Raw genomic sequence first — 24,575 nt, 5'->3', positions numbered from 1 at the left:
GTGCCAGCCCCCGCTAATAGGGGGGCCCTTGGCATCCCGCAGGGATGACGGTGGGGTTTCATTTACAGTTCTGCTGTCCTAAAGACGTGATAGCCCTCATAATGATAGCTTGCGTCGATGCCCTTCATATAGACCAGCCGGTCTGTGATCCGGTCTGTGAGGGCTGCACGGAGCAGGGCTTTGATCTCCACGTCCTTGACGGGGCTGCGCTCCATGGCAAGGAGATAATCGCTCTTATCCACCCGGCTCCAGTCAATGACCTGATGCAGTTCCTTTTTCAGGATGCAGTCCAGCCAGATGCGGGTGCTACGGCCATTGCCTTCCCGGAAGGGGTGGGCAACGTTCATCTCCACATACTTTTCGATGATCTCATCAAAGGTAGACTGGGGCATGGCATCGATGCTTTCCAGCGCCGGGGCCAGATACATGACGGGTGCGAACCGGAAATTGCCCTTGGCAATGTTCACGGTGCGCATCTGCCCGGCAAAGAAATAGATATCCTCAAACAGATACCGGTGGATATCCGCCAGTCCTTCAAATGTTCCCACCGGAAAGGTGTCCAGCAGACCGGTATCGTAAAGCTCCAGCGCTTTGGTCTTGCTGATCTTTTCCTCAGCCCGGGCCAGCGCGGCCTCGTCGGTCAGGTGCAGTTTATTTTCCAAAGGCATAGTGGTCTCCCTGCTTAACCCCCCAGTCACGCTTCGCGTGCCAGCCCCCGCTAGTAGGGGGGCCCTTGGCATGGCGTAAAGCTTTCCAGTTTTGCCAAGGCCGCCCCTATTAGGCAACGACGACGACCGCCGCCAGTGGCGGAAACAGGGAGGACTTGTTGGGGCAGCGGCCAGCAGGACACGAGTGCTTTGCACGATGTGGACGCTGGGTGCCGCAACCCGTACGGTGGCATTGCGAAGCAATGACGGTGGGGTTTATTTCCTTTTAAATCTTATAGATTTCCTCCATGAACTGGTCGAGGATATTATCCCCGGTCAGCTTCTTGATGGGCTGGCCGTGGATGAAGAGGACAGCCTCGCCCTTGCCGCCTGCAATGCCGATATCGGCTTCGCGGGCCTCGCCGGGGCCATTGACCACGCAGCCCATCACGGCCACCTTGATGGATTTCTTATAGCCCTGCAGGCGCTTTTCCACCTCGTTGGCGATCTCGGTGCAGGGGTATTGGGTGCGGCCGCAGGTGGGGCAGGTGATGACCTCGGGGCCAGCCACGGGGAAGCCCACGGCGCGCAGGATGTTGTAGCCTGCTTCCACTTCCTTCTCGGGCTCGGCGGCCAGCGAGACGCGGATGGTATCGCCGATGCCCTCCAGCAGCATCCCGCCGATGCCCATGCCGCTCTTGAGCAGACCCATCTGGTAAGTACCTGCCTCGGTCACGCCCACATGCAGGGGGTAATCGGTCACAGCGCTCAGCTGGCGGTAGGCCTCCATCATGCGGGGCACGTTGGAGTTTTTGATGGAGATGACGATGTTGTTGAAATCGAACTTCTCCAGCAGGCGGACATGGTACAGGGCGCTTTCCACCATGGCCTCGGGCACGGGTGCACCGTACTTTGCCAGGATGTGCTTTTCCAGGCTGCCGCCGTTCACACCGATGCGGATGGGGATGTTCTTCTGCTGGCAGGCCTGCACCACGGCCTTGACCCGGTCGTCGTCGCCGATGTTGCCGGGGTTGATGCGGATCTTGTCCACACCAACGTCGGCGCAGGCCAGCGCTGCCTTGTAGTCAAAGTGGATATCCGCCACGATGGGGATGTTCACCGCGTTCTTCACGGCCTCGATGCACTTGGCATCCGCCGCGCTGGGGCAGGTCACACGCAGGATCTGGCAGCCCGCCGCCTCACAGCGCTTTGCCTGGGCAACGTTGCCCTCAATGTCCTCCACGGGGACATTCAGCATGGTCTGCACCGCAATGGGGTTGTTGCCGCCAATGGTCACATTGCCGATCTTCACTTCTCGTTTCAGCTGCCGCATGGTCGTTTTCCTTTCCGTATCACATTGCCCCGGTAATGAGCCGGAGGATATCGTTGTAAGTTGCAAAAATCATCAGCCCGAACAGCAGCGCAAAGGCTGCCACGATCAGGCCGCTCTGGATCTTTTCGGGCACGGCATGGCCGGTCACGCCCTCAATGAGCAGGAACACCACTTTGCCGCCGTCCAGCGCCGGGAAGGGCAGCAGGTTGAAGATGCCCACATTCACGGTGATGAGCGCCAGCATCTCCAGCAGGTCCTGCCAGCCGTAGCTGGCGGCCTGCCCGATGGCCGTTACGATGCCCACCGGGCCGGAGAGGTCGTTGATGCTCTCCCGCCCCCGCAGCAGGTCGGAGAGGGAGGCAAAGATGATGCGCCCGTAGTAGAGCACACTGTTGCCCGCCTCTTTCAGCACGTTCAGCGGTGTTTTTTTGATGCCGTAGACTGTAAAGCCCAGGCTCATGTGGGTCTCGCCCTTGTCATCCTGCCAGGTGTCGAACTGCACACCGGGCAGCTCCACCTTTTTGCCGTCCCGCAGAACGGTGAAATCGGCGGTGTAGTCCTCCGTGCGCATCAGCTCATAGAGGATATCGTTTGCCACAAAGCAGCGGCGGCCGTTCACCGCAAGGATCTTATCCCCTGCCTGCAGGCCGGTCTGGCCGCAGAGGGCGTTTTCCTCCACCTGATAGAGGACCTTGCTGGTGATGGGCTCGCTCTGGGCTGTGATGAGGATGGCCATGACCACAAAGCCCAGCACAAAGTTCATCCCGGCACCCGCCAGCATGATGAGGGCCCGCTGCCACACAGGGGCCTCATTCAGAGGAATACCAGCAGGCTTTTCCTCCTCGGGGGAAGTCTCCGCTATGCCAAGGGCTCCCCTATCAGGGGAGCTGCCGCCATCGGCGGCTGAGGGGTTTGACCGTTCCTCCGCCTGTTTGCTCTCGGGGCTTTCCTCCCCTTCCAGCGCCACAAAGCCGCCCACAGGCAGGGCGCGGATGCTGTACTGGGTGCCCTTGCGCACCCGCTTGCACAGCACCGGCCCCATGCCGATGGAGAACTCGTTGACCTGCACACCGCAGAGCTTTGCCACCATGAAGTGGCCGAACTCATGGATGGCGATCACAGCGCTGAACACGAACGCCGCAGCAATAAAGGTGACAATAAAAGACATCAGTTCTCCTTACAGGTGCGCTCTCACAAAGGCGCGGGCCATCTTGTCGCACTCATACACATCGGCCAGGGTGTAATCGCCGCCAAAGCTGTCGCTGTCCACAACAGCCTCCACCAGACGGCCGATATCGAGGAAGCCGATCTTATCCTCGAGGAAGAGCTTGACTGCCTCCTCGTTGGCACCGTTGGCGGCGCAGGGGCCCAGACCGCCCTTCTTGATGGCCTTTTTGCAGGCAGCCAGGCAGCGGAAGGTCTCCTCGTCGGCCACATCGAAGGTCAGCAGCTTCAGAGTGGTAAAGTCCAGCTCGGGCACCACACCGGGCACACGGGCCGGGTAGGTCAGGGCGTACTGGATGGGGATGCGCATATCGGGCACGCCCAGCTGGGCGATGATGGAATTATCGCTGTACTGCACGGCAGAGTGGACAATGCTCTGGCGCTGCACCACGATCTGGATCTTCTCGGGGGGCAGGCCGAACAGCCAGACTGCCTCGATCAGCTCCAGGCCCTTGTTCATCAGGGTGGCGGAGTCGATGGTGATCTTGGCACCCATGTTCCAGTTGGGGTGCTTGAGGGCATCGGCCTTGGTCTTGCCCCGCAGCTCCTCAGTCTTCATGCCGAAGAAGGGGCCGCCGGAGGCCGTGAGCAGGATCTTGGTCAGGCTCTTGGCGCTCTCCTTGTCCTGCAGGCACTGGAAGATGGCGGAGTGCTCGCTGTCCACAGGCAGCAGCTTCACGCCGTGCTTTGCCACGGCCTGGGTCACCAGGTGACCGCCCGTGACAAGGCTCTCCTTGTTGGCAAGGGCCAGATCGTGGCCGCTCTCAATGGCGGTCAGGCTGGCACCCAGACCGGCGATGCCCACCACACTGTTCAGCACCACATCGGGGCCTTCCATGGCGGCCAGCTCCTTCAGGCCCTCGGGGCCGGTCAGCAGCCGGGGGGCGTTGGCACGGCCCGCCAGCGCCGCGTCCAGCCGGGCGGCGGCATCGGGGTCGGTCATGCAGACATACCGGGGGTGGAACTCCTCGATCTGCTCCAGGATCTTCTCCACATGGCTGTGGGCGGAAAGGCCGAACACCTCATACCCCTGGGCACGGATGACATCCAGGCTCTGGGTGCCGATGGAACCGGTAGAACCCAGCAGCGTGATTTTTTTAGACATAAGCTACCTCCTGCATTCAGTGATAGAAAACAGCGATGACCACCATGGTGACGAACGGCGCAATGAACATGACGCTGTCGAAGCGGTCCAGAATGCCGCCGTGGCCCGGGAAGATGGTGCCATAATCCTTGATGCCGCACTGGCGCTTGACCACGCTGGCGAACAGGTCGCCGTAGATGCCCAGCACAGCGGCCACGCAGGCCAGCAGGGCAATGATCACGTACATCGAAACGCCGATGTTGGTGCGGGTGAACGCCTCCATCCGGTTGGCCGCAATGGAGTAGATGACGGTGGCGATCACGCCGAACACCATGGTGCCCAGCACGCCGCCAATGGCTCCCTCCACGGTCTTTTTGGGGCTGACCACGGGGCAGAGTTTGTGCTTGCCAAAGGCTCTGCCTGCAAAGTAAGCGCAGGTATCGCCGCCCCAGGCAAAGCAGAGGATGAGCAGAATAAAGAACATCGCGTCATAGCCGTAGGTCTCCACCGGCAGCAGCTCCTTCAAACGGATAAAGGAGTAGAAGCAGAAGATCACGATGCCGGAAAACATCACCAGACCGCTGGCTTTTGCAAAATCCACCTGTGCGTTGCGCACCACCAGATAGATGCCGAAGAACAGCACCATCAAAAAGGAGGCCGGCATGACCAGCCGCCGCCACACCTGATAGCTGGACAGCATGATCAGCAGGGTGTAGGGCACGAACACGGCGTACATGGGCCATTCCTTTCTGCCAAAGCCCAGGGCCTTGAAGACCTCGTGGATGGCGATCAGGGTGATGGCGGCAATGACAAAATTGAACACCAGCGTGTCAAAGGTGAACAGCACCCCGATCAGGACGAGGATGCCCACAATTGCGGTTATGATACGAGTTTTCATTCAAATTTCTCCTTTTGGGAATTGCAAGGGTCAGATGCCGCCAAACCGGCGGGAGCGCTTGTTGAACTCCGTGATGGCGGCATCCAGGTCATCACGGGTGAAATCAGGCCAGAGCACATCCATCTCCACCAGTTCGGCGTAAGCGGCCTGCCAGAGCATGAAGTTGGAAAGGCGCTTCTCGCCCGAGGGACGCAGGATGAAATCCGGGTCCTTCTGGCCGGCGGTATACATGTGGTCGCTCATCATCTCTTCGGTGATGTCCTCGGGCTTGAGGGTGCCCTCTGCCACCTGCTGGGCCAGCTGCCGGGCGGCCCGCACGATCTCGGGGCGGCCGCCGTAGTTCACAGCAATGTTCAGGGTCATGCCGGTCTTGGCGGCGGAGTCCTCCTCCAGCTCGTTCATCAGCTTCTGGAGCTTTGCATCCAGCGCGGCCCGGTCGCCCAGGAACTTGATGCGGATGTTGCGGTCCTTATAATTGAAGCCCCTGAGCAGATACTCGCCGAACAGCTTCATAATGGCAGAGACCTCTTCCAGCGGGCGCTTCCAGTTCTCGGTGGAGAAGGCGTAGAAGGTCACGGACGAAACGCCCAGCTCCTCGCAGTAGTTGGCGATATCCTGAAACACGGCGGCACCCTTTTTGTGGCCCGCGGTGCGGGGCAGACCCCGCTGCTTGGCCCAGCGGCCATTGCCGTCCATGATGATGCCGATGGAAAGGCCCTCGGCAAATTCTTTGGGATGGTTCATAATCATTCTCCTGCGTTTGCGGGGCGGGGGTTCCCTGCCCCGGTTTCGGCAAAAAGTGCCGCGCACTCGTTCCAGCGCACGGCACCTCACACGTTTCGTTTCGCCGCGGCGATCAGACGGACATGATCTCCTTCTGCTTTTCCTCAACGGCTGCGTCGATGTTCTTGATATACTTATCGGTCAGCTTCTGGACCTCTTCTTCCATGGTCTTCTGGGTGTCCTCGGTCAGCTCACCGGCCTTCTTCATGGCCTTGGCCTTGTCCATAGCGTCACGGCGGACATTGCGCACGGCTACCTTGGCCTCCTCGCCCAGCTTGGCAACTTCCTTTGCCAGCTGCTTGCGGCGCTCCTCGGTGGGAGCCGGGAAGTTCAGGCGGATGGTGGAGCCGTCATCAATGGGGGTGATGCCCACATCGCTGGCCATGATGGCCTTGCTGATGGCGCGCAGCAGGGTGCGGTCCCAGGGGGTGATGGTCAGGGTGCGGGCCTCGCTCACGGCCACAGAGGCCACCTGCTGGATGGGAGTGGGGGCACCGTAGTAGTCCACGCTCACCTTGTCCAGAACGGCGGGGTTGGCGCGGCCTGCACGCACAGCGGCCAGCTCGCGGTCCAGATGCTCCACGGAGCTCTTCATCTTTTCTTCAAATGCCTTGGTGTTGCTGCTCATTGTCCTTTTCTCCTGTTATATATTGTTCTGCACAGGCGCTGTGATTGCTGCCTGTTCCATTCTATGGTACGGGGATGCGGGCTATGCTCAGCCCTCGTAGACCAGGGTGCCAACGTTCTCGCCCTGCACGGCCTTTGCAATGTTGTCCGGGTCGGCCAGGTCAAAGACCAGGATGGGGAGCTTGTTGTCGCGGCAGAGGGTGGCGGCAGTGCCGTCCATCACAGCCAGGCGATCCTCCAGCACCTTGGTAAAGGTCAGGGTGTCGTACTTTTTGGCATCGGGGTACTTGTGGGGGTCCTTGTCGTACACGCCGTCCACCATGGTGGCCTTGAACATGATGTCCGCACTCACCTCAACGGCACGCAGGGCCGTGGTGGTATCGGTGGAGAAGAAGGGGTTGCCGGTGCCGCCGCCGAAGATAGCGATCTTGCCGTCTGCCATGGCCTTCAGGGCATCCTTGCGGGTAAAGGCGGGAGCCACCTGCGGCATGGTGATGGAGGTGAACACCTCGGTCTCCACCCCCAGCTGCTCCAGCTTGTCGGAGACGGCCAGCGCGTTCATCACGGTCGCCAGCATTCCGATCTTGTCGGCCAGGGTGCGCTCCATTTTTCCGCTGGAACGGCCGCGCCAGAAGTTGCCGCCGCCCACCACGATGCCGATCTGCACGCCCAGATCGTGGGCCTTTTTCACGCCGCCGCAGATCGCGTCCATGGTCGGCTCGTCAAAGCCGGTGCCCTTTTCGCCGCCCAGGGCCTCGCCGCTGATCTTCAGAAGGATCCGCTGATATTTCAATGCCATATCAATACACCACCTAAATCATTTCTCTCATCAGGCCGGAGTTTCCCCTGCCCCTGATTTATTCATCTTATTTTACTATAAAATCGCTTCAAAGTAAACAGGTAAAGTGAACAAGCTCTCCCCATCAAAAAAGCAGACAGCCCGCAGGCCATCTGCTTTGAGATTCACTTTGCCGGAACAAATTCGATCTTGATCCGCATTCCCATACCGGCAGCCAGCCGCTGCAGGGTGCGAAGCGAAGGATTTCCGTTGCCGCGCTCCAGCTTGCTGATGTCTGTCTGGGCAATGCCGGTGCGCTCGGAAAGTTGCTGCTGGGTCAGTCCGCTTTCCTTCCGGGCGGCAAGGATCGCCTCGATCACAGCAAATTCTGGGTCAAGGGCATCCCACTCTGCCTTAAACTCAGGGTCTTTCATCTGTTCATTGAGAAAATCATTGAAATTGGTCATTTGGAGCACTCCCTTCGGCTGAGATAATCGGCACGGTACTGCTTTGCAAGTGCGATCTCGGAAGCAGGTGTCTTCTGCGCCTTTTTGACAAAACCGTTCGTAAGGATGATCCTTCTGCCGATCACAAAAAAGTACAGCACACGGGTAATGTCGGAGCCGAACTTGGTGCGGATCTCAAAAATGCCATCCTCCAGATGCTTGGAGTACGGCTCCCGCAGTGAAGGCCCTTCCTCCCGGAGAAGCCCGACCGTGCGCACGACCTTAGCCCGCATTTTCGCATCCAGAGCCAGAATAAACTCTTTCGCCGGTTCGGAGCCATCGGCTTTGTCATAAAATTCGATCTCGTATTCCTGCACGCCGCCGCCTCCATTAAATAGTGGTTTTATCCTATATTCAGTATAGCGGATCAGGCTGCCATTGTCAAGTGGGTTACAGGCAAAACAAAAAGCGCCGATTCTGAACGAATCAGCGCCTTTTCTGCATGGAGCGGGCAATGGGAATCGAACCCACCTCCTCAGCTTGGAAGGCTGATATACTAGCCGATGTACGATGCCCGCGAATGCAGGATGAATTATACCACGTTTTGGCTCAAATGTCCAGTGCTAATTTTTAAGAACCGGACTTCATGCCCAGGTAGACGGTGCCCACGCCCGCAGCGATGTTCAGCAGGCCCATGCCGATGCCGGCCACGCTGGAGAAATAGGTCAGGGTGGAATCGATGATGAGGTTGCCGTTGATGGTGCCTTCCGGCTCAGGGTACTTCTCGGGGTCCTTCTTCTGCAGCTGGACCGCCACACCGGCAATGTTGGAGACATTCAGGTAGGCCAGCATACTGGTGGCCAGGCCCATAACGGTGGAGCCCAGTGCCATCCAGTTGATGGACAGGCCGCCGCTGGTGTACTCCATTTCCTCTTCAGCCAGAGGAGCATAATTCTTGGGATAGTTGATCATGGTTTTGTACCTCCAAATGTGTTTCAAGAGGGGTCATCGTGGTTTCATTATAGGTTCTGCAGCTCCGGCTGTCAAGGGTCGAAACTTCAGCAGACAAAAGCAGCGCCCTCCCTTCTTCAGGGAGAGCGCCGCGTTCCGGTTTTCTCTTATTTTTTCTCAGAGCCGCCCTGCTGCTCCTGTTCCTGCTCCCTGCGCAGCTTTTTGATCCGCTTCTTCTCGCTTTCCACATGGGGCCAGGGCCAGGAGAAGCCCTCGTTCTCGCGGCACCATCTGACCAGCGGATAGAACGAGAACGCCAGCCCGAACAGATACAGCAGGACGTAGAGCGCGCCGGAAAGGCTCACCAGCGCGTCCAGCGCGCCGATGAGCGCCATGATCAGGCCCGCCTTCAGGAAGAACAGGCCGTTCTGGCGGCAGTATTCCGGGAAATTCTCCGCCTTGACTGCCTGACGGCCCTGGTCTCCCCACACACGGGGATTCTTCATCACCGAGTAGCCGTAAAAGACCATCATCAGGCCGCAGGTAAGCTGGAATCCAAAAAACATATCACACCTCGCAGGTTTTCAGGGGGGACTCAGTCGTCGTAGCCCTCGAACAGGGGCTTCATGGCGGGCAGGAAGTCCAGCGTTGCAAAGTAGTCGCGGGGGGTCTCGGCGCGGCGGATGAGGCGGTGAGAGCCGTCCTCGCAGAGCAGGACCTCGGCGCTGCGGAGCTTGCCGTTGTAGTTGTAGCCCATGGCGGAGCCGTGGGCACCGGTGTCGTGGATGTAGATCAGGTCGCCGATGTCGATCTTGGGCAGCATCCGGTCAATGGCGAACTTGTCGTTGTTCTCGCACAGGCCGCCGACCACATCGTACTTGTGGTCGCAGGGGGCGTTCTCCTTGCCCAGCACGGTGATGTGGTGGTAAGCGCCGTACATAGCGGGGCGCATCAGGTTGGCAGCGCAGGCATCCAGACCGATGTACTCCTTGTAGATGTGCTTTTCGTGGATGGCAGTTGCCACCAGCGCACCGTAGGGGCCGGTGGTAAAGCGGCCCATCTCGGTGAAGATGGCCACATCGCCCATCCCTGCGGGCACAAGGATCTCCTCAAACTTCCGGCGCACGCCCTCGCCGATGGCCATGATGTCGTTCTCGGTCTGGTCGGGGCGGTAGGGGATGCCCACGCCGCCGGACAGGTTGATGTAGCCGATGTGGGCACCGGTGGCCTTCTGCACACGGACTGCCAGCTGGAACAGGATGCCTGCCAGCTCAGGGTAGTAGGCATCGGAGATGGTGTTGGAGGCCAGGAAGGCATGGATGCCAAAGTTCTTTGCACCCTTTGCCATCAGCTTCTTGTAGCTGTCGATCATCTGCTCCTCGGTCATGCCGTACTTGGCATCGCCGGGCTTGTCCATAACCTGGAAGCCCTCCTCGCTCTCGCCCAGCTGGAAGGTCCCGCCCGGGTTGTAGCGGCAGAAGATGTTCTCGGGGATCCCGGCCACACGGTCCAGGAAGTCCACCATGGTGGCATCGTCCAGGTTGATGTATGCGCCCAGCTCGTAGGCCTTCTTCATGTCCTCCACGGGGGTCTGGTTGGAGGAAAACATGATATCGCTGCCGGTAAAGCCGCAGGCCTCGCTCAGCATCAGCTCGGTCAGGGAGGAGCAGTCCACGCCGCAGCCCTCTTCCTTCAGGATCTGCAGGATGATGGGGTTGGGCAGCGCCTTGACGGCAAAATACTCCCGGAAGCCCTTGTTCCAGCTGAAGGCCTTGTTGATGCGGCGGGCGTTCTCACGGATGCCCTTTTCGTCGTAGACATGGAACGGGGTGGGCACGTCCTGGATGATCTCCTGGGCCTGCTCTTCGGTCAGAAACGGTCTCTTTTCCATAATATACTTCCCTCTCGTTTTTATAGCGCATACGGCTTTGGAGCCGCAGTTGCGAACGTAGTTTACTCCCTCAGTCTGCTTCGCAGACAGCTCCCTCGGAGAGGGAGCCTGACCGCACGGCAAAGCCTCCCTCCCTGAGGGAGGTGGCATCGCGCCAGCGATGACGGAAGGAGTTTACACCTTTAGATTTTTCCGGGTGGGGGTAAAGGTGGGGATCATCTTTTCCAGCTGATCCACCACGCCCTCGTCGTTGTGCTGGGCGGCAGCGGCAAGATCCTGCAGCTGCTGGTAGAACACGGCCAGGTCGATGTCCCGGGGCGATGCCACAAAAATCTTGTTGTGCTCGGTGCGGCGCATCTTGCCCTGCTCCTCGTCCATCATCAGCTCCTCGTAGAGCTTCTCGCCCGGGCGCAGGCCCACGATCTTGATCTCCATATTCACGCCCGGCTCGTAGCCGTAAAAGCGGATGAGCTGCTTGGCCAGATCCATGATCTTGACCGGCTCGCCCATGTCCAGCACATAGATGCTGCCGCCCTCGGCCAGCGCGCCCGCCTGCAGCACCAGCTGGGCCGCCTCGGGAATGGTCATAAAGTAGCGCTCGATGTTGGGGTCGGTCAGGGTGACGGGGCCACCCTTCTTGATCTGAGCCTCGAACAGCGGGATCACGCTGCCGTGGCTGCCCAGCACGTTGCCAAAGCGGACCGCCACGCACTTCATGTCGGTGTTGCCCGCAAAGGTCTGGATGAGCATCTCACAGATCCGCTTGGTGCAGCCCATCACGCTGGTGGGATTGACCGCCTTGTCGGTGGAAAGCTGGACGAACCGCTCCACGTCGTGCTCGCTGGCGCTGGTGAGCAGGTTCTTGGTGCCCAGCACATTGTTCTTCACAGCCTCGGCGGGGCTGATCTCCATCAGCGGCACATGCTTGTGGGCCGCTGCATGGAACACCACGGTGGGGTGGTAGGTCTCAAACACCTCGTCCAGCCGCTTTTTATCCCGGATGGAGCCGATCAGCACGGTCACGGGGATATCGCGGCCGTACTTCTGCTGCAGCTCCATCAGCAGCTCATAGGCGCAGTTCTCGTAGATATCAAAGATCAGCAGCTTGCCGGGCCGGAAGCGCATCACCTGGCGGCAGAGCTCACTGCCAATGGAGCCGCCGCCGCCCGTCACCAGCACGGTCTTGCCGGTCAGGTAGCCGGAGATCTTCTCGTTGTCCAGCGTGACCTCGTCACGGGAGAGGAAATCGGCGGTGTTCAGCTCACGGAACGCACCCTGCTGGGGGCCGTTGCTGCCCACCAGCTGGGGGTCGCTCAGGATCTGCACCGGGCAGTGGGTGGAAACGCAGAGGTCGATGACATGGTTCAGCCTGCTGCCCCGCAGGGTGGGGATGGCAATGATGATGTTGTGGATGTTGTACTGGGTGCAGAGCTGGGGGATCTGCTCCAGCGTGCCCTTGACCGGCACGCCGTGGATGGTCTGCCCCTGCTTGACCAGGTCATCGTCCACCGCCACGACGGGGTGGCCGTAGCTGCTGTTGGATTTGCAGACATTGATGGCCCAGGCACCGGCCTCGCCCGCGCCCACGATCATCACGGGGCGGTTGGGGTCCTTGTTGGGCACGCCCCGCAGCCGCTCGCCGATGGGATGGTTCAGGAAGAGCCGCCATGCCAGACGGCTGCCTCCCACCAGCAGGAAGATGAGGACAGCGGCCATGGCGTTGGCAGAATCGAACAGCACGCCGTGGACACAGAAATGGTTCACGAAATAGACCACCCCCGTGGGCACGGCGATCATGCCGCCCAGACGGATGAGGTCACGCTCCCCGGCATACTTCCAGAGCACATGGTACAGCCCGCCCGCCAGAAAGCTGAGCAGGTAGAGCGCCACGATCCAGGGCAGATTCTGGTAGAGCAGGGCACGGTTGTGGGGCCACCAGCTGGCCTCCACCGCGCCGTCGGCCCGGAGCAGCAGGGCAAAGTAAAAGCTGAATATCACGATGGCCGCGTCCAGCAGCACCAGGATCATCCGGCGCAGCAGCACCTGCGGCACAAGCTTCTTTGTTTTCTTCACAAAAATCCTCTTTTGCATCGGGGCGGGATCTGTCCGCACCCGTTTTTCCTGGCGTTGCCGGCCACAGGGTCCAAAGCCCCATGCGCCTGTTCCGCCATAATATCCATTGTATTATACTCAATTCTCCCCCCTGTGTCCAGAACAATTCCGATTCTCCGGGCTTTTCTGCTGCTCCCTGCGGGATTTTTCTGTCCGCAGGATGGCCCGTACCTCTTCGCCCAGCCCCAGCGGCCACTGCACGGCAAGGCAGACTGCCGCCATGCCAAAGCCGCCCGCACAGAGCGCCGCCAGCCGGGTGGGCGTGCTCCCGCTGCCCAGCCACCCCGCCAGCAGAGCGCGCAGGCCCTCGCCCGCCCCCGCTGAGACCAATGCCGCCAGCGCCGGAGCCCCCAGCCACCGCCAGAGCCTGGGCTTCAGCCCGCTGACGTGCAGCAGACGGGCTGTATTCATCTGGCAGGTATAGGCACTGGACAGCAGGATCACCCACAAAAAGCCCTTCATCCCCCATCTGGGCAGGAGGAGCAGCACCCCCGCAATGCGGAGCACCGCGTCCCACAGGCTGTACCGGAACACGGCCTTCTGCTCCCCCATCCCCTTCATGGCACCGTCCACCATGCTCTCCAGATACATCAGCGGCATGGCCGGGCCCAGCACCCGCAGATAGAACCCGGCCTCCTGGCTGTGGTAGAGCAGCAGGGCCAGCGGCTCTCCCCACACCCAGAACAGCGCCCCCGCCAGCGCCGAGAAGCAGCCCGTCAGCCGGAGCATCCGGTCCAGCAGGCAGTCCAGCCGGGCGCGTTCGCCCCGGATGTGGGCCTGGGTGATCTCAGGCATCAGCAGCACCGAAAGGCTCCCCAGCAGCCCAAAAGGAAAGGTGAGCAGAGGCAGGGCCATCCCCTTCAGGCTGCCGTACTGGGCCACCGCGGCACTGCGGCCCCCGGCATCCAGCAGGCAGACCGTCAGGCAGGCGGGCACCAGCATGTTCTCCGCCGTGTGCAGGGCGCTGGCAAGGCACCGCCCGCCCTCCACCGGCCACAGGATCTCCCAGAGCCGCCGGGCAGGGTCGGCAGGCCGTCGGGCCTTTTCTGCGCCGAACGCGCGCACCGCCTCCCCACGGTAAAAAAGCAGCAGGATGCAGGCCGACACCGCTTCGCTCACCGCCGTGGCGGCCAGCACCGCCGTGCAGCGGGCGCTCACGTCCGGCGCGTTCCCCCATTCCAGCGCGTACCAGATGATCCCGATGCGCACGCTCTGCTCCACCAGCTGGCTCAGCACATTGGGCTCCACCCGCCGCCGGGCGATAAAGAACCCCCGCAGCACAGCCGAGAGGGCCATCCAGGGCATCCCGAAGGCCGACACCCGCAGCGCGCCAGCCGCCCGCACATCTCCCAGCCACCACCGGGCAGCGGCCCCGGCCAGCCCGTACTGCGCCGCCATGGCCGCCGCGCCCAGCAGTAGCCCCGTGCCCGCCAGCCGCACCAGCATCCCCCGCGCCTGTGCCCGGCCCCGGGCCAGCTCCTCAGCCATCAGCCGGGTGGCCGCCACCGAGACCCCCGCCGTTGCCAGCGTGACAAAGAGCGCGTAGACCGCCAGCACCAGCTGGTACAGCCCCATCCCCTCGCCGCCCAGGGCGTTGGCCAGATAGATGCGCAGGCCCATCCCGGCCAGCCGCAGCAGGACATCCGCCCCGGTCAGGAGGGCGGCGTTTTTCAGGTAGCTCTGCCCCATGGTCATCCTCCTTCCCCCGCACAGGCGTTCGGTTCAGTGTATGCGGCCTTTCCCGGGCAATATGCACTCTTGTGAAGATGAGCGCCCCTGTGGGTTGTTTCCCACCCGGTTTTATGGTATGATATGGGTTGGTCAAGACGATCTGTCTAATTAAGATAAAGGAGAAAAGGTTAGAGTATGAGCGAAGAATGTACCCATGACTGTTCCACCTGCGGGGCAGCATGTTCTTCCCGCACCGCCGCACCTGAGCACGATGCCCCCAACCCCAACAGCAGCGTGAAAAAGGTCATCGGCGTTGTTTCGGGAAAAGGCGGTGTCGGCAAGAGCATGACCAGTGCCCTGCTGGCCTGCGCCATGGCCCGCCGTGGCTACCACTGCGGCATCCTGGATGCCGACATCACCGGCCCGTCCATCCCCAAGCTGTTCGGCATCCATGGCCGTGCCATGGCCGATGAAAAGGGCTGCTGGCCTATCCAGAGCCGGATGGGCATTGATGTGATGAGCATCAACCTGCTGGTCGAGAACGAGGAGGACCCCGTTGTGTGGCGCGGCCCCGTGATCGCCGGTGCGGTCAAGCAGTTCTGGACCGATGTGGTCTGGAAGGACGTAGACTTCCTGTTTGTGGACATGCCTCCGGGAACCGGCGACGTGCCCCTGACCGTGTTCCAGAGCCTGCCCGTGGACGGCATCGTGGTCGTTGCCAGCCCCCAGGAGCTGGTCAGCATGATCGTGGCCAAGGCCGTGAACATGGCTGAGATGATGAAGGTGCCCATGCTGGGCATCGTGGAGAACATGAGCTACATCGTCTGTCCCGACTGCGGCAAGAAGATCAGCGTGTTCGGCGAGAGCCATGTGGATGAGGTGGCCGCAAAGCACGGCCTGCCCGTGCTGGCCAAGTGCCCCATCGATCCCCAGCTGGCTGCCTGCTCCGATGCCGGCATGATCGAGGCCTACCCCGGCCAGTACCTTGAGGGTGCCGCCGATGCCTGCGAGAAGCTGCTGAAGAAGTAAATCATGCGCCTGTCCCCCGCCAGCGCCAGCCGCCTGCGGGGGATTTTTGTTTGCATTTCCGGCATTCTATGGTACAATATTGGTAGAGAATTTCCGATTGGAGGTGTCCGCATGAACACGCTTTCCCGCACTGAGATCGAGCAGGTCATCCGGGAGTTGCTGCACAAATATCACGCCGAGTACGCCCTGCTGTTCGGCTCCTATGCCCGGGGAGAAGCCACTGCCGCTTCGGATATCGATGTGATCGTGGTGGGCGGTACCAACTTCCGGCCAAGGGACATCTTTGCTTTTGGGGAGGAGCTGCGCCAGCGCACCCAGAAGGACGTGGATGCCTTTGAGATCCGGGAGGTCAACACCGGCACTCCCTTCTATGAAAGCATCATGCGGGAGGGGGTCAAGATCGCATGAAGAGATCGGACAAGGAGCGCCTGAAAAAGATCGTTGCCACATGGGAAAGCCTGAAAGCCGAGATGCACAAGCGCGGCATTACGCCGGAGCTTCTGCTCGAGGACGAGTTTTCCCAGTGGGCCGTCACGACCCCGCTCTATAACATCGGAGAACAGGTCTACCAGCTCAGTCCGGAGTTCAAGGCCTCCTATCCGGAGCAGCCCTGGAATATGGTCGCCGGGCTGCGCCACCGGCTGGTGCATGATTACGACGGTATCAACTGGAGCATCATCGTCGAAGTCCTGTTTGAGGATATGGAGCCCTTTGTGACTGCCGTGAATGCCATTTTGGCTGGAATGTAAAGGAGAACGCAAATGCCGAACGAACTCAAGATCGGCCGGGTGTACCGGCACTTCAAGGGCGACTTTTATCTGGTGGAGGCCGTTGCCAACGATTCCGAAACGGGGGAGCCCTTTGTGGTCTACCGCAAGCTCTACGGGGACGGCGGGCTCTGGCTGCGGCCCCTTGCCATGTTCCTCAGCCCCGTGGACAGGGAAAAATATCCCGATGCCGCGCAGGAATATCGCTTTGAATTGCAGGAGATCCCCAGCGCCGCCGGGCACTGACGCTGTGAAGCGGATTCATTTTTATTTTGGCTTCACTGAAACATTTTCCGATTTCCTCTATTGTAAATCGCTGCACAAAGCTTTATAATGATAAAGCGCTCTGTGATAGTGGGCAGAGCGAGTGTAAATCATGGGAAAAGGAGTATTCTATTATGCTGACGAATGAATACCTGAAGCGCGTTTACGATGGCCTTGCACAGCGCAATGCCAATGAGCCTGAGTTCCTGCAGGCTGTCCGCGAGGTGCTGGAGAGCATCCAGCCCGTGGTGGAGAAGCATCCCGAGTACGAGAAGGCTGGCCTGATCGAGCGTCTGGTCGAGCCCGAGCGCATCATCACCTTCCGTGTGCCCTGGGTCGATGATCAGGGCAAGGTCCAGGTGAACCGCGGCTACCGCGTCCAGTTCAACAGCGCCATTGGCCCCTACAAGGGCGGTCTGCGCTTCCATCCTTCTGTCAACCAGGGCATCCTGAAGTTCCTGGGCTTTGAGCAGACCTTCAAGAACAGCCTGACCACCCTGCCCATGGGCGGCGGCAAGGGCGGCTCTGACTTTGACCCCCATGGCAAGAGCGACATGGAAGTCATGCGTTTCTGCCAGAGCTTTATGACCGAGCTGTACCGCCACATCGGCCAGTTCGTGGACTGCCCCGCCGGTGATATCGGTGTCGGCGGCCGCGAGGTTGGCTACATGTTCGGCCAGTACAAGCGCCTGACCAACAGCTTCCAGGGCGGTATGCTCACCGGCAAGGGCCTGACCTTCGGCGGCTCTCTGGCCCGTACCGAGGCCACCGGCTACGGCCTGTGCTACTTCACCGCCGAGGCTCTGAAGTGTATGCGCAACGACAGCTTTGAGGGCAAGACCGTGGTCATCTCCGGCTCCGGCAATGTTGCCATCTATGCCTGCCAGAAGGCTCAGTCTCTGGGCGCAAAGGTCGTTACCATGTCCGATTCCAACGGCTACGTCTACGACCCCAACGGCATTGATCTGGCTTACGTCAAAGAGCTGAAGGAAGTCCGCCGCGGCCGCATCAAGGAGTATGCCGAGACCCACGCCGGTGTAACCTACGTTGCCGACTGCTCCAAGGTCTGGACTGTCCCCTGCGACATCGCCCTGCCCTGCGCAACCCAGAACGAGATCAACAAGGAGTCCGCTGAGGCTCTGGTCAAGAACGGCTGCACCGTTGTCTGCGAGGGCGCAAACATGCCCAGCACGCCCGAGGCCATCGAGGTCTACCTGTCCAACGGTGTCCTGTACGGACCCGCAAAGGCTGCCAACGCCGGCGGCGTGGCCACCTCCGGCCTGGAGATGAGCCAGAACTCCGAGCGTCTGAGCTGGAGCTTTGAGGAAGTGGATGCAAAGCTGAAGGGCATCATGGAGGGCATCTTCCACGCTTCCTATGACGCTTCCGTTGCCGCTGGTTCCGAGGGCAACCTGATGGTCGGTGCAAACTGCGCCGGTTTCCTGAAGGTGGCCACCGCCATGATGGCACAGGGCATCACCTACTGATTGTTCCAAAGCATTTTCAAGAGCTGCGTTCGCAAGAGCGCGGCTCTTTTTGTATCTATTCGCTGGCCGCATCTCCGGGAGCTTTTCCCGGCAGGTCAACGGACATTCCATGCCCGCCCCGCAAGCGGGGCACCACCTCGGATACTCGCCGAGAAAACGCCCCTCGTGCGGCCTGTATAAAGCCCCGCCAACCCGTCCATACTGACCACATCAAGCGAAGAGAGGGTTCTGAAATGGACGAACAGATGTTTTGTTTTCAATGCGAGCAGGCGGCGCACTGCACTGCCTGTACCGGTAAGGCCGGTGTCTGCGGCAAAAGCGCGGACACGGCAGCGGCGCAGGACCGCCTGACCGGCGCACTCATCTCCTACGCCAGCCAGCTCATCGGCGAGGGGCGGGCCCCCGCCCCGGAACAGGCACTTCTGCTGATGGAAGGGCTGTTCACCACCATCACCAACGTGAACTTCGACCCGCAGACCGTGGACCAGCTGACCGAGAGCATCCATGCGGCCTGCCCCGGCATCGGGTTCGACTACGACATGGCAAACCTCTGGCACGAGCCGAACGAGGACATCCGCAGTCTGAAATCGTTCGTCCTGTTCAGCCTGCGCGGCATGGCAGCGTACAATTACCATGCGCGGGTGCTGGGCCGCATCGACCCGGAGCTGGACCGCTTCTTCTGCGAAGTATTGCAGGCCGTTGGCAGCGAATGCTCCATCGATGCCCTCTGGGCACTGGTGCAGAAGACCGGCAAGGCCAGCTACCGCTGCATGGAGCTGCTGGACGCCGCTAACACCGGGGCCTTCGGCCAGCCGGAGCCGGTGGAGGTGCCGCTCGTCATCGAGAAAGGGCCGTTCATCGTCATTTCCGGCCACGACCTCTACGACATGAAGTGCCTGCTGGAGCAGACGGCGGGCAAAGGCATCCACGTCTACACCCACTCGGAAATGCTCCCCGCCCACGGCTACCCGGAGCTGAAGCAGAAGTACCCGCATCTGAAAGGCAACTTCGGCACAGCCTGGCAGAACCAGCAGCGGGAGTTTGAGGACATCCCGGCCCCGATCCTCTTCACCACCAACTGCATCATGCCCCTGCGGGAGAGCTACGCCGACCGGGTGTTCACCACCTCGGTGGTGTCCTATCCCGGCGTCCCGCACATCGGGCCAGAGCGGGATTTCTCCCCCGTCATTGCCAAAGCACTGGAACTAGGGGGCTACCCGGAAGACACCGCCATACCCGGCATCAACGGCGGGCGCAGCGTCGTGACCGGCTTTGCGCGGAGCGCTGTGCTCTCCCACGCCAATGAGATCGTTGCGGCCGTGAAAAGCGAGCAGATCCGCCATTTCTTCCTGGTGGGCGGCTGTGACGGCACCCGGCCTTCCCGCCGCTACTACACCGAGTTCGCCAAGCTCACCCCGCCCGACACCGTGATCCTGACGCTGGCCTGCGGCAAATTCCGCCTGAACGACCTGGATCTCGGCACCGTGGCGGGCCTGCCCCGCATCCTCGATGTGGGCCAGTGCAACGACGCATACAGCGCCATTCAGATTGCGCTGGCGCTGGCCGATGCGTTCCAGTGCAGCGTCAACGACCTGCCGCTCTCGCTGGTGCTCTGCTGGTTCGAGCAGAAGGCCGTCTGCATCCTCATCGCACTGCTGGCGCTGGGCATCCAGAACATCCGGCTCGGCCCTACCCTGCCCGCCTTCCTCTCGCCGGGCGTGGTGCGCGTTTTGCAGGAAAAGTACAATCTGATGGCCGTCACGACACCGGAGCAGGACCTGAAAGCGATTTTGGGCGAAGGATGAATCCGTTTCATCTCATCATCAAACCGCACAAGATGCGCTGCGATTGTGTTTTCACGTTTGGTGCAACTGTCGCTTGAAAAATTTTCAGCGTTCAGTATAATTATAGGTACCGGAACAAAGGCGTTCCAGAAGGGTGAAGTTTACCCTTCTGGGGCGCTTTTTTTGTTTTCTGTGCAAGAGGCTGCGGATCGTGCCGCGGCCCAGAGGATATTTTGAGAGATAAGGATGGGAAAGGCAATGGATCAATTTACGGAAAACGCCACGCCTCTTGGCCTGTATGACCCTCAGTTCGAGCACGATGCCTGCGGCATCGGCGCTGTGGTGGACATCAAGGGCCGCAAGAGCCATCAGACGGTCAGCGATGCCCTGAGCATCGTGGAGCGTCTGGAGCACCGCGCCGGTAAGGATGCCGAGGGCAAGACCGGCGACGGCGTGGGCATCATGCTGCAGATCAGCCACAAGTTCTTCTCCAAGGTGGCCGATGAGCTGAACATCAGCCTGGGCAACGAGCGGGAATACGGTGTCGGCATGTTCTTCTTCCCCCAGAACGAGCACCTGCGGGCACAGGCCATGAAGCTGTTTGAGCTGGTCACCCGCAAGGAGGGGCTTGAGTTTCTGGCATGGCGCAGGGTGCCGGTAGACCCCGATGCCGTGGGCCAGAAGGCCCGGGACTGCATGCCCTCCATCTGGCAGTGCTTCATCAAAAAGCCTGCCCGTGTGAGCAAGGGCATTGATTTTGACCGCAGGCTCTACATCATCCGCCGGGTGTTCGAGCAGGCCAGCAACGGCACCTATGTGCCCAGCCTGTCCAGCCGCACCATCGTCTACAAGGGCATGTTCCTGGTGCACGATCTGCGCCTGTTCTACCTTGACCTGCAGGACGAGGATTATGAGTCCGCCATCGGCATGGTGCACAGCCGCTTCTCCACCAACACCAACCCCAGCTGGATGCGTGCCCACCCCAACCGGTTCATCCTGCACAACGGCGAGATCAACACCATCAAGGGCAACACCGATGCCATGCTGGCCCGTGAGGAGAGCATCGAGAGCCCCATCCTGCAGGACGACATGAACAAGATCCTGCCCATCATCAACACCTCCGGCTCGGACTCCGCCATGCTGGACAACGCGCTGGAGTTCATGGTGATGAACGGCATGGACCTGCCCCTGGCGGTGATGATCACCATCCCCGAGCCCTGGGAGAACAACAAGAACATCAGCCAGAAAAAGCGCGATTTCTACCAGTATTACGCCACCATGCTGGAGCCCTGGGACGGCCCCGCCGCCATCCTCTTCTCCGACGGCGACGTGGTGGGCGCGGTGCTGGACCGCAACGGTCTGCGCCCCAGCCGCTACTATATCACCAAGGACGGCCGGATGATCCTGTCCTCTGAGGTGGGCGTGCTGCCCTGCGCCCCCGACAACATCCTGATGAAAGACCGCCTGCGCCCCGGCAAAATGCTGCTGGTGGATACCGTCAAGGGCGAGGTCGTGGATGACGAGAAGCTGAAGGAATACTACGCCAGCCGCGAGCCCTACGGCGAGTGGATCGACCGGAATCTGGTCCGGCTGAAGGACCTGAAGATCCCCAACATCAAGGTCCCCAGCTACACCGGCGAGGAGCTGACCCGCCTGCAGAAGGTCTTTGGCTACAAATACGAGGAGATCAAGGAGCTGATCCTGCCCATGGCCCGGGCCGGTGCCGAGCCTTCCGGAGCCATGGGCACCGACACCCCGCTGGCTGTCCTGAGCGACCAGCATCCCCCGCTGTTCAACTACTTCAAGCAGCGGTTCGCACAGGTCACCAACCCGCCCATCGATGCCATCCGTGAGAAGGTGGTCACCTCCACCAGCGTCTATGTGGGTGCCCACGGCAACCTGCTGGAGGACAAGCCCGAGAACTGCAAGGTGCTCAAGGTGCAGAACCCCATCCTGACCAGCACCGATCTGCTCAAGATCAAGCACATGAACGTGCCCGGCTTCAAGACCGCCACGGTGTCCATCAATTACTATAAGAACACCAGCCTGGAAAAGGCCATCGACCGCGTGTTCCTGGAGGTGGACCGCGCCTACAAGGACGGTGCCAACATCATCATCCTCTCTGACCGCGACATTGACGAGTACCACGTCTCCATCCCCAGCCTGCTGGCTGTTTCTGCCGTGTCCCAGTACCTCATCCGCACCAAGAAGAGCACGGCCATGGCCCTCATCCTTGAGAGTGCCGAGCCCCACGAGGTGCACCACTTTGCCACCCTGCTGGGCTACGGTGCCTGCGCCGTCAACCCCTATCTGGCCCACGACACCATTGCCCAGCTCATCGACGAGGGTCTGCTGGACAAGGATTACTACGCCGCCGTGGATGACTACAACAAGGCTGTGCTGAACGGCATCGTGAAGATCGCCTCCAAAATGGGCATTTCCACCATCCAGAGCTACCAGAGCAGCCAGATCTTTGAGGCGGTCGGCATCTCCAAGGATGTCATCAACAAGTACTTCACCGGCACGGTCAGCCGTGTGGGCGGCATCGGTCTGGAGGACATTCAGGCGGATGTGGAAGCTGCCCACAACGCCGCCTTTGACCCGCTGGGTCTGGATATCAACATGGAGCTGGCCGACGGCGGTGCCCACAAGTTCCGCAGCGGCAAGGAAGAGCACCTCTTCACCCCGCAGACCATCCATCTGTTCCAGAAAGCCTGCTTCACGGGCGACTACAAGGCCTTCAAAGACTTCACCCGCACCGTGGACAACATGGGAGCCGAGGGCATGCACCTGCGCAGCCTGCTGGACTTCAGCTATGATTCCAACGGCGGCATCCCCCTTGAGGAGGTGGAGCCCGTCAGCTCCATCGTCAAGCGGTTCAAAGCCGCTGCCATGAGCTACGGTGCCCTGAGCAGCGAGGCCCACGAGACCATCGCCATCGCCCTGAATCGTCTGGGCGGCCGGAGCAACACCGGCGAGGGCGGTGAGCCCGAGGAGCGCTACCAGAGCGAGAGCAACTCCAAGATCAAGCAGGTAGCCTCGGCCCGCTTTGGTGTGACCAGCAAGTATCTGGTCTCCGCCGAGGAGATCCAGATCAAGCTGGCACAGGGTGCAAAGCCCGGCGAGGGCGGCAATCTGCCCGGTGCCAAGGTCTACCCCTGGATCGCCAAGACCCGCCACAGCACCACCGGCGTGGGCCTGATCTCTCCCCCGCCCCACCACGACATCTACTCCATCGAGGATCTGGCCGAGCTGATCTATGACCTGAAGAACGCCAACCGCCACGCCAACATCAACGTGAAGCTGGTCAGCGAGGCCGGTGTCGGCACCATTGCCGCCGGCGTTGCCAAGGGCGGCGCACAGGTCATCCTCGTCTCCGGTTACGACGGCGGTACCGGTGCAGCCCCCCGCACCTCCATCAAGAACGCGGGCCTGCCCTGGGAGCTGGGCATCGCCGAGACCCACCAGACCCTGATCCTGAACGGCCTGCGCAGCCGCGTCCGCATTGAGAGCGATTCCAAGCTGCTCTCCGGCCGCGATGTTGCCATCAGCTGTATGCTGGGCGCTGAGGAGTTCGGCTTCGGCACCTCCCTGCTGATGTGCGAGGGCTGCGTGATGATGCGTGTCTGCAACCTGGACACCTGCCCCATGGGCATCTGCACCCAGAACCCCGAGCTGCGCAAGCGGTTCAAGGGCAAGCCCGAGTATATCATCAACTACCTGACCTTTGTGGCGCAGGAGCTGCGGGAGTACATGGCCAAGCTGGGCGTGCGCACCATCGACGAGCTGGTGGGCCGCACCGACCTGCTCCATGTCAAGCCCAGCGCTGCCGGCAGCCGTGCCGCCAAGATGAATCTGGACTGCATCCTGCACAACCCGGCCATTGCAAACAGCAACGTCCACTTTGTGCCTGCCGATACCTATGACTTCCACCTTGAGAACACCCTCGACATGAAGGTGCTGATGAAGAAGTTCAAGCTGGGCAGCAAGGCACCCCAGAGTGTCCGGCTGGAGGTCTCCAACACCGACCGCGCCCTGGGTGCCATCTTTGGCAGCGAGATCACCCGCAAGTACGGCAGCTCCCTGCCCGACGATGTCTACACCGCCGAGTGCATCGGCGCAGGCGGCCAGAGCTTTGGCGCGTTCATCCCCAAGGGCCTGACCCTCAGCCTGACCGGCGACTGCAACGACTACATGGGCAAGGGCCTGTCCGGCGGCAAGATCATCGTCCGCCCGCCCGAGGGCATCGGCTACAAGCCCGAGGAAAACATCATCACCGGCAACGTGGCCCTTTACGGTGCCACCAGCGGCAAGGCCTTCGTCTCCGGCGTGGCCGGTGAGCGCTTCTGCGTCCGCAACAGCGGCGCGACCGCCGTTGTCGAGGGCGTGGGTGACCACGGCTGTGAGTACATGACCGGCGGCACTGTCGTGGTTCTGGGCCAGACCGGCAAGAACTTCGCAGCCGGCATGACCGGCGGCGTGGCCTACGTTCTGGACGAGAACTGGGATTTCTACCAGCGGGTCAACAAGGAGACCGTGAGCCTGGAGCCTGTGGAGCACAAGTACGACGTTGCTGCCCTGAAGGAGCTCGTCCGTGAGCATGTGGAAGCCACCGGCTCCCCCCGCGGCAAGGAGATCCTGGACAACTTCAGCGAGTACCTGCCCAAGTTCAAGAAAGTCCTCCCCTACGATTACGACCGGATGCTCCGGGTCATCGCTTCCATGGAGGAGCGCGGCCTGGACGGCGAACAGGCACAGATCGAAGCATTCTACGCTGTGCAGAAGAAGAAGTAAGGAGG

The 24,575-nt window shown here is 60.9% G+C and carries 22 protein-coding genes and 1 tRNA gene; 7 read left to right on the top strand and 16 right to left on the bottom strand.

The features are described from left to right. Nucleotides 1–62: 62 nt before the first annotated feature. The 16 genes from P0G09_RS02150 to P0G09_RS02075 all read right to left on the bottom strand — a co-directional run bounded on the left by P0G09_RS02150 (nucleotide 63) and on the right by P0G09_RS02075 (nucleotide 14,463). Nucleotides 63–668, bottom strand: a complete 606-nt coding sequence (locus P0G09_RS02150) for a Fic family protein (protein WP_275251796.1) — start codon at nucleotides 666–668, stop codon at nucleotides 63–65. Nucleotides 669–933: 265 nt separating this feature from the next. Continuing rightward, the gene (gene ispG, locus P0G09_RS02145) at nucleotides 934–1,980 is read right to left on the bottom strand and encodes a flavodoxin-dependent (E)-4-hydroxy-3-methylbut-2-enyl-diphosphate synthase (RefSeq protein WP_005933865.1); all 1,047 of its coding nucleotides are present in this window, start codon (nucleotides 1,978–1,980) and stop codon (nucleotides 934–936) included. 19 nt (nucleotides 1,981–1,999) lie between these two features. Further along, nucleotides 2,000–3,148 carry a site-2 protease family protein gene (locus P0G09_RS02140; protein WP_275251795.1) on the bottom strand — a complete coding sequence of 383 codons (1,149 nt, stop codon included), beginning with the start codon at nucleotides 3,146–3,148 and terminating at the stop codon, nucleotides 2,000–2,002. Between the two features lie 9 nt (nucleotides 3,149–3,157). Then, nucleotides 3,158–4,309, bottom strand: a complete 1,152-nt coding sequence (dxr, locus tag P0G09_RS02135) for a 1-deoxy-D-xylulose-5-phosphate reductoisomerase (RefSeq protein ID WP_098922618.1) — start codon at nucleotides 4,307–4,309, stop codon at nucleotides 3,158–3,160. A 16-nt stretch (nucleotides 4,310–4,325) separates the two neighbouring features. Then, complete coding sequence (locus tag P0G09_RS02130; protein WP_005933875.1) at nucleotides 4,326–5,186, bottom strand: phosphatidate cytidylyltransferase; 861 nt, start codon at nucleotides 5,184–5,186, stop codon at nucleotides 4,326–4,328. A gap of 30 nt (nucleotides 5,187–5,216) precedes the next feature. Continuing rightward, on the bottom strand, nucleotides 5,217–5,930 hold the full coding sequence (gene uppS / locus P0G09_RS02125; RefSeq protein WP_156061363.1) for a polyprenyl diphosphate synthase: 714 nt from the start codon (nucleotides 5,928–5,930) through the stop codon (nucleotides 5,217–5,219). A gap of 112 nt (nucleotides 5,931–6,042) precedes the next feature. Further along, on the bottom strand, nucleotides 6,043–6,597 hold the full coding sequence (gene frr / locus P0G09_RS02120) for a ribosome recycling factor (RefSeq protein ID WP_005933879.1): 555 nt from the start codon (nucleotides 6,595–6,597) through the stop codon (nucleotides 6,043–6,045). A gap of 87 nt (nucleotides 6,598–6,684) precedes the next feature. Further along, nucleotides 6,685–7,395, bottom strand: coding sequence for a UMP kinase (pyrH, locus tag P0G09_RS02115; RefSeq protein WP_005933880.1), 711 nt, complete (start codon nucleotides 7,393–7,395; stop codon nucleotides 6,685–6,687). A 164-nt stretch (nucleotides 7,396–7,559) separates the two neighbouring features. Further along, nucleotides 7,560–7,841, bottom strand: a complete 282-nt coding sequence (locus P0G09_RS02110) for a helix-turn-helix transcriptional regulator (protein WP_156064842.1) — start codon at nucleotides 7,839–7,841, stop codon at nucleotides 7,560–7,562. After that, the gene (locus tag P0G09_RS02105) at nucleotides 7,838–8,197 is read right to left on the bottom strand and encodes a type II toxin-antitoxin system RelE/ParE family toxin (protein ID WP_275251794.1); all 360 of its coding nucleotides are present in this window, start codon (nucleotides 8,195–8,197) and stop codon (nucleotides 7,838–7,840) included. The genes P0G09_RS02110 and P0G09_RS02105 overlap by 4 nt, the downstream gene beginning before the upstream one ends. 126 nt (nucleotides 8,198–8,323) lie before the next feature. Beyond that, nucleotides 8,324–8,398 (bottom strand) — tRNA-Gly (locus P0G09_RS02100). 52 nt (nucleotides 8,399–8,450) lie between these two features. Next, nucleotides 8,451–8,792 (bottom strand): hypothetical protein, encoded by a 342-nt coding sequence (locus tag P0G09_RS02095; protein ID WP_005933882.1) that lies wholly within the window; start codon nucleotides 8,790–8,792, stop codon nucleotides 8,451–8,453. 146 nt (nucleotides 8,793–8,938) lie between these two features. Then, complete coding sequence (locus tag P0G09_RS02090) at nucleotides 8,939–9,337, bottom strand: hypothetical protein (protein WP_117503866.1); 399 nt, start codon at nucleotides 9,335–9,337, stop codon at nucleotides 8,939–8,941. Between the two features lie 29 nt (nucleotides 9,338–9,366). Next, complete coding sequence (locus tag P0G09_RS02085) at nucleotides 9,367–10,662, bottom strand: diaminopimelate decarboxylase (RefSeq protein WP_035394396.1); 1,296 nt, start codon at nucleotides 10,660–10,662, stop codon at nucleotides 9,367–9,369. Nucleotides 10,663–10,836: 174 nt separating this feature from the next. Further along, a complete protein-coding gene (locus tag P0G09_RS02080; RefSeq protein ID WP_005933885.1) occupies nucleotides 10,837–12,735 on the bottom strand; it encodes a nucleoside-diphosphate sugar epimerase/dehydratase in 1,899 nt (632 codons plus the stop codon). A 117-nt stretch (nucleotides 12,736–12,852) separates the two neighbouring features. Next, nucleotides 12,853–14,463 carry a polysaccharide biosynthesis C-terminal domain-containing protein gene (locus tag P0G09_RS02075; protein WP_275251793.1) on the bottom strand — a complete coding sequence of 537 codons (1,611 nt, stop codon included), beginning with the start codon at nucleotides 14,461–14,463 and terminating at the stop codon, nucleotides 12,853–12,855. A gap of 177 nt (nucleotides 14,464–14,640) precedes the next feature. Here P0G09_RS02075 and P0G09_RS02070 point away from each other — a divergent pair, with 177 nt between their 5' ends. From P0G09_RS02070 to gltB, 7 genes are all read left to right on the top strand, one after another. Continuing rightward, on the top strand, nucleotides 14,641–15,474 hold the full coding sequence (locus tag P0G09_RS02070; RefSeq protein ID WP_154276326.1) for an Mrp/NBP35 family ATP-binding protein: 834 nt from the start codon (nucleotides 14,641–14,643) through the stop codon (nucleotides 15,472–15,474). Nucleotides 15,475–15,585: 111 nt separating this feature from the next. Beyond that, nucleotides 15,586–15,882 carry a nucleotidyltransferase domain-containing protein gene (locus tag P0G09_RS02065; protein ID WP_275251792.1) on the top strand — a complete coding sequence of 99 codons (297 nt, stop codon included), beginning with the start codon at nucleotides 15,586–15,588 and terminating at the stop codon, nucleotides 15,880–15,882. Next, nucleotides 15,879–16,223, top strand: coding sequence for a HepT-like ribonuclease domain-containing protein (locus P0G09_RS02060; RefSeq protein ID WP_098922632.1), 345 nt, complete (start codon nucleotides 15,879–15,881; stop codon nucleotides 16,221–16,223). The genes P0G09_RS02065 and P0G09_RS02060 overlap by 4 nt, the downstream gene beginning before the upstream one ends. 12 nt (nucleotides 16,224–16,235) lie before the next feature. Beyond that, complete coding sequence (locus P0G09_RS02055) at nucleotides 16,236–16,487, top strand: DUF1653 domain-containing protein (protein WP_275251791.1); 252 nt, start codon at nucleotides 16,236–16,238, stop codon at nucleotides 16,485–16,487. A 152-nt stretch (nucleotides 16,488–16,639) separates the two neighbouring features. Next, a complete protein-coding gene (gene gdhA / locus P0G09_RS02050; protein ID WP_005933898.1) occupies nucleotides 16,640–17,992 on the top strand; it encodes an NADP-specific glutamate dehydrogenase in 1,353 nt (450 codons plus the stop codon). Between the two features lie 233 nt (nucleotides 17,993–18,225). After that, nucleotides 18,226–19,797 (top strand): hydroxylamine reductase, encoded by a 1,572-nt coding sequence (hcp, locus tag P0G09_RS02045; protein ID WP_275251790.1) that lies wholly within the window; start codon nucleotides 18,226–18,228, stop codon nucleotides 19,795–19,797. Between the two features lie 237 nt (nucleotides 19,798–20,034). Further along, on the top strand, nucleotides 20,035–24,570 hold the full coding sequence (gltB, locus tag P0G09_RS02040) for a glutamate synthase large subunit (protein WP_275251789.1): 4,536 nt from the start codon (nucleotides 20,035–20,037) through the stop codon (nucleotides 24,568–24,570). Nucleotides 24,571–24,575 lie beyond the last annotated feature (5 nt).

Source organism: Faecalibacterium sp. DFI.5.82 (genome assembly GCF_029076575.1).
In the GTDB taxonomy this organism is placed as follows: Bacteria; Bacillota; Clostridia; order Oscillospirales; family Ruminococcaceae; genus Faecalibacterium; species Faecalibacterium duncaniae.
This window is presented reverse-complemented; position numbering and strand designations above follow the sequence as displayed.

Bases quoted from the DNA above. Each gene is read 5' to 3' on its own strand.
- ispG (WP_005933865.1), bottom strand. From the start codon at position 1,980: ATGCGGCAGCTGAAACGAGAAGTGAAGATCGGCAATGTGACCATTGGC.
- P0G09_RS02095 (WP_005933882.1), bottom strand. From the start codon at position 8,792: ATGATCAACTATCCCAAGAATTATGCTCCTCTGGCTGAAGAGGAAATG.
- frr (WP_005933879.1), bottom strand. From the start codon at position 6,597: ATGAGCAGCAACACCAAGGCATTTGAAGAAAAGATGAAGAGCTCCGTG.
- P0G09_RS02085 (WP_035394396.1), bottom strand. From the start codon at position 10,662: ATGGAAAAGAGACCGTTTCTGACCGAAGAGCAGGCCCAGGAGATCATC.
- P0G09_RS02150 (WP_275251796.1), bottom strand. From the start codon at position 668: ATGCCTTTGGAAAATAAACTGCACCTGACCGACGAGGCCGCGCTGGCC.
- P0G09_RS02140 (WP_275251795.1), bottom strand. From the start codon at position 3,148: ATGTCTTTTATTGTCACCTTTATTGCTGCGGCGTTCGTGTTCAGCGCT.
- pyrH (WP_005933880.1), bottom strand. From the start codon at position 7,395: ATGGCATTGAAATATCAGCGGATCCTTCTGAAGATCAGCGGCGAGGCC.
- P0G09_RS02075 (WP_275251793.1), bottom strand. From the start codon at position 14,463: ATGGGGCAGAGCTACCTGAAAAACGCCGCCCTCCTGACCGGGGCGGAT.
- uppS (WP_156061363.1), bottom strand. From the start codon at position 5,930: ATGAACCATCCCAAAGAATTTGCCGAGGGCCTTTCCATCGGCATCATC.
- dxr (WP_098922618.1), bottom strand. From the start codon at position 4,309: ATGTCTAAAAAAATCACGCTGCTGGGTTCTACCGGTTCCATCGGCACC.
- gltB (WP_275251789.1), top strand. From the start codon at position 20,035: ATGGATCAATTTACGGAAAACGCCACGCCTCTTGGCCTGTATGACCCT.
- P0G09_RS02055 (WP_275251791.1), top strand. From the start codon at position 16,236: ATGCCGAACGAACTCAAGATCGGCCGGGTGTACCGGCACTTCAAGGGC.
- gdhA (WP_005933898.1), top strand. From the start codon at position 16,640: ATGCTGACGAATGAATACCTGAAGCGCGTTTACGATGGCCTTGCACAG.
- P0G09_RS02130 (WP_005933875.1), bottom strand. From the start codon at position 5,186: ATGAAAACTCGTATCATAACCGCAATTGTGGGCATCCTCGTCCTGATC.
- P0G09_RS02090 (WP_117503866.1), bottom strand. From the start codon at position 9,337: ATGTTTTTTGGATTCCAGCTTACCTGCGGCCTGATGATGGTCTTTTAC.
- P0G09_RS02110 (WP_156064842.1), bottom strand. From the start codon at position 7,841: ATGACCAATTTCAATGATTTTCTCAATGAACAGATGAAAGACCCTGAG.
- hcp (WP_275251790.1), top strand. From the start codon at position 18,226: ATGGACGAACAGATGTTTTGTTTTCAATGCGAGCAGGCGGCGCACTGC.
- P0G09_RS02060 (WP_098922632.1), top strand. From the start codon at position 15,879: ATGAAGAGATCGGACAAGGAGCGCCTGAAAAAGATCGTTGCCACATGG.
- P0G09_RS02070 (WP_154276326.1), top strand. From the start codon at position 14,641: ATGAGCGAAGAATGTACCCATGACTGTTCCACCTGCGGGGCAGCATGT.
- P0G09_RS02065 (WP_275251792.1), top strand. From the start codon at position 15,586: ATGAACACGCTTTCCCGCACTGAGATCGAGCAGGTCATCCGGGAGTTG.